The organism is Variovorax sp. P4_D9 (assembly GCF_056401695.1).
In genome coordinates this window covers 1-3232 of the sequence record NZ_JBFUIU010000937.1, presented here as the reverse complement: position 1 = coordinate 3232, position 3232 = coordinate 1, and the positions used below count along the sequence as shown (strand labels likewise).

The following is a 3232-nucleotide window of genomic DNA, read 5'->3' as shown; positions in this document are numbered from 1 at the left end:
GCCTACTTGAGCGGCACTATGGCCACGGCATCTGTTGCAAACGAGCTGGGACTTGCATGAAGACCTGCTCGCGGGACGCCTGTTCCCCAGCCTGACGGCCTACACGCGACCCGCTGACATTTGGGCGGCGAGCACGTACGGCTGAGCAACTCTGCCATGGTGTGCGTGTGCGTCGCGTTCATGCAGGACCAACTCGGCGACGGCCCGTTCGCTCTCAAGCCATAGTTCGCGCCGACAATAAAGCGTCCCTCATGTTGCTGCGCGGCACGGCGCCTCGACCCATCCGGCAGTCCTGGCTGCTGCAATTCGCCTTCGGCCTGTCGAATGTCGGCGGCTGACGAATGCAGATCTTGGCAATTTTTTCGCGAATGGCCAGTCTTGAGTGCACTTTCGAGCCAACTCCGTGAACTGGGACTGTCGGCCATCACCGGGTCTACCTTCGGAACTTGACCTTCGCTGACATGGCCGACAGTTCTAGTTCGAGGTCCAAGCTCGAACGCGTGCTCCAGACTGGCTGCTGCCGGTCGAAATTGGCTGCCGACTGACCGCGGTTGTCCAAAGAAGTCGACCTTGGCGTTGCCTAAAGTCAAGCTTCAGTCGAGTAGGCGTCATTGTCGGCCGACACGGCGGTGCACGGTACGCCCGACGATCGCATTGATCCAAACACGCTGAACCTTATGGGAGACTTTCACGGTCGCAGCCCGGACTTCGGCGCTGGCCCGCATCGCAAGTTCACGACATGCGCGAGCGGCCGCTCACACGCGATTTCGTCTAGGTCGTCCGTTGGCATCCGCGAAGGTCAAGTTCCGAAGTGGACCGGCCGTGGGCCAGGAAAGGCCGCGCGATCAACGAGTCAGCGCTTGTCGATGCGCTGGCGGAATTGGTCGACCGCTCGCTCGTCGTTACCGATCACGGCGATCCGCCTCGATACCAATTGCTCGAAAAGCACGCGTGAATATGCCCTCGATCAACTGCGCGCATCGGACGAACTGCATGAGGCGCAGCATCGGCATGCGAAGGCAATCTGGCAGAGGTTTCAAGGCGGCGAAGAATGCCTTTGGGTCACGAGCGATGTTGCATGGCGTGCCTCATGTGCGCCCGAACTTGGCAACCTGCGCGCAGCCCTTGAGTGGAGCAAGCAACACGACATGCCGCTTGCGCTGGCCCTGGCCGGCTCGTCGATGCACTCATTCACGATGATGGGCCTGATGCACGAGCATCGTCGACGCAGTGCGGAACTCGCGGCCCATCTCCCGCCCAACGTCGAGCCGGCCGTGCTGGCAGGGTTCTGGCTCGGAAGGGCCTGGTCACTGGCGTTGTCGAATTGCCGCGAGATGCGCGAATGTGCCAGCAAGGCCGCCGATTTCCAGCGTCAATCGGGTAGCGCGCGCGGCCTCTACCTTTCGCTGTGCTACTGGGCATTGGCCGGCACCGCGCCACAGGATGAGTGTCGACACCTGCTCGACGAACTCACRGCCCTCGAAGATCCGCATTGGCCGCCACGCCTGCGTGCATATCGCAAGTTGGCGGAGTGCACGGTGGCGATGTATGCGAACGACCCCGCAGGCCAGYAGGTCGCCGCCAAGGCAGGTCTCGCACTTGCGAAGCTCGCAGGTGCTGACCGTTCCGCAGCCGTCTTCGAAGTACAAATCCTGAGGTCGGACCTGACGCTCGGCAACGTCGAGGCAGCGTTGTCTCGCGGCCGCGATCTGGTTGCGCACGAACGCCGCCGTGGCGGATTGCTCAACGTTTCACTGGCCTATCAGGCCGTTGCCTTGTTGACCGCGGGCGACTTGCTTCAGGCGCGTGCCGTGATCGCAGAGTTCTTCGACTGCTGCCGCAGTGCAGAATGGGAAGCCTTTGACGACTTCGCCGGCATTCCGATCCGGCTGACGCTTGCAGAACAGCGCCACACCAGCGCCGCGCGCTTGGTCGGCTATTTCGACAAGGCGAAGCATCGTCTGGGACTCGAAGCGCCTTTCAGCAAGGCCTTGCGGACTCGCGCGCTTGCCGCATTCGAAGGCCACCTGAACGAAGGCACGGTGCAAGAGCTGATCGCCGAGGGCCATCAATTGCGCGAGGAAGACGTCTGCGCACTCACGCTCGAAACAGGCAAGTGACGCGGGCATTGTGGGAGGGCCGTACCTGCACGCGGTGCTTGGAAAAGATGGCGGACTCTGCCGCTTTGTGCACCGGCATGGGGCGCTCCTTGCCTCCGACCTCCACTACACCTGCCTCAGCTCGAATGGGTGGTCCGGTTGGCGACGACTTTCGACTTGGGGGTGCTGGCCGCAGCAGACACTCGATGGCGCCGGCTCCGCTTGAGTCGATCGTCGCCGCCCCGCTGGCGACGGGACGACCAGGACGAATTCGCGCATGAGCGGCTGCTTCTATGAGAACTTGTTTGTCCTCGCGCTGGGAAAGCGCGGAAGAGGGAGTCTGAGACGAGCTAGTGAAACCTCTTATTGAACTCCAGCTGGTGCAAGTCCAACCCGGTCAAAGCCATAGCGGGCAGGCCGGTAGCAAGTGTTGCCATTCGCCGGGCGACTGGCGGGTATGTAGACCCTTCGGATCCTCCAGCACAAGGCCCTGTTCGTGTTGACGAACGCGCCGTCGTTCAATGGGCGATGCGTTGATGAGCCTGGCGCGCGAACTTTCCGGGTGACTGGCGGCGCATGGATGAACCCACCATCGCCCACGTCGGGGTGTTTGATGCAGTTGTCGAACAGGCTCATGTGATGAGTTCTTTCTGCATCGGATACTCAGTTGCGGGCACGCGCTTTCCAAGGTCGCGGGGCGACACGCCATCACCACTGCTCGCCTCGATGGCCATTCGATACCCCATCGCGCGATAGCCTCGCTGACGCTTGTCCCACATGCTCAGCAATGTCGGGTGGCCGGTATCGACGAAGTCGATGATCCGTACATCGGTCTTGCTGGCGTGTTCCCGGTGCAAGCGGCCTGCGTACTGCTGCAGCGTGCCCTTCCAAGATATCGGCATCGCCAGCACCAAGGTATCCAGCGGCGGATGATCGAAACCTTCGCCGACGAGTTTCCCGGTGGCCAACAGGATGCGCGGCGCCTGCGGCGCCAGCGCGTCAAGCTCTGCAATGAGGGCGGCCCGCTGCTTTCTTGACATTCGGCCGTGCAGTACGAAGGGCGGTGGCCGTACTGCTGCCAGTGCCAAGAGGATGGCCTCAAGGTGCTCCGTGCGCTCGGTCAGCACCAGCAC

2 protein-coding genes are annotated in these 3232 nt (G+C 62.3%); one reads left to right on the top strand and one right to left on the bottom strand.

What is annotated here, in order from left to right; all coding sequences use genetic code 11:
• Positions 1–611 precede the first annotated feature (611 nt).
• Positions 612–2120: a hypothetical protein gene (locus tag AC1DY5_RS48645; protein WP_478121504.1), complete on the top strand. Its 1509-nt coding sequence runs from the start codon at positions 612–614 to the stop codon at positions 2118–2120.
• A 611-nt stretch (positions 2121–2731) separates the two neighbouring features.
• Here AC1DY5_RS48645 and AC1DY5_RS48640 read toward each other — a convergent pair.
• Positions 2732–3232, bottom strand: a 501-nt coding sequence (locus tag AC1DY5_RS48640) for a DEAD/DEAH box helicase (RefSeq protein WP_478121503.1), incomplete at its 5' end; no start/stop codon positions are given.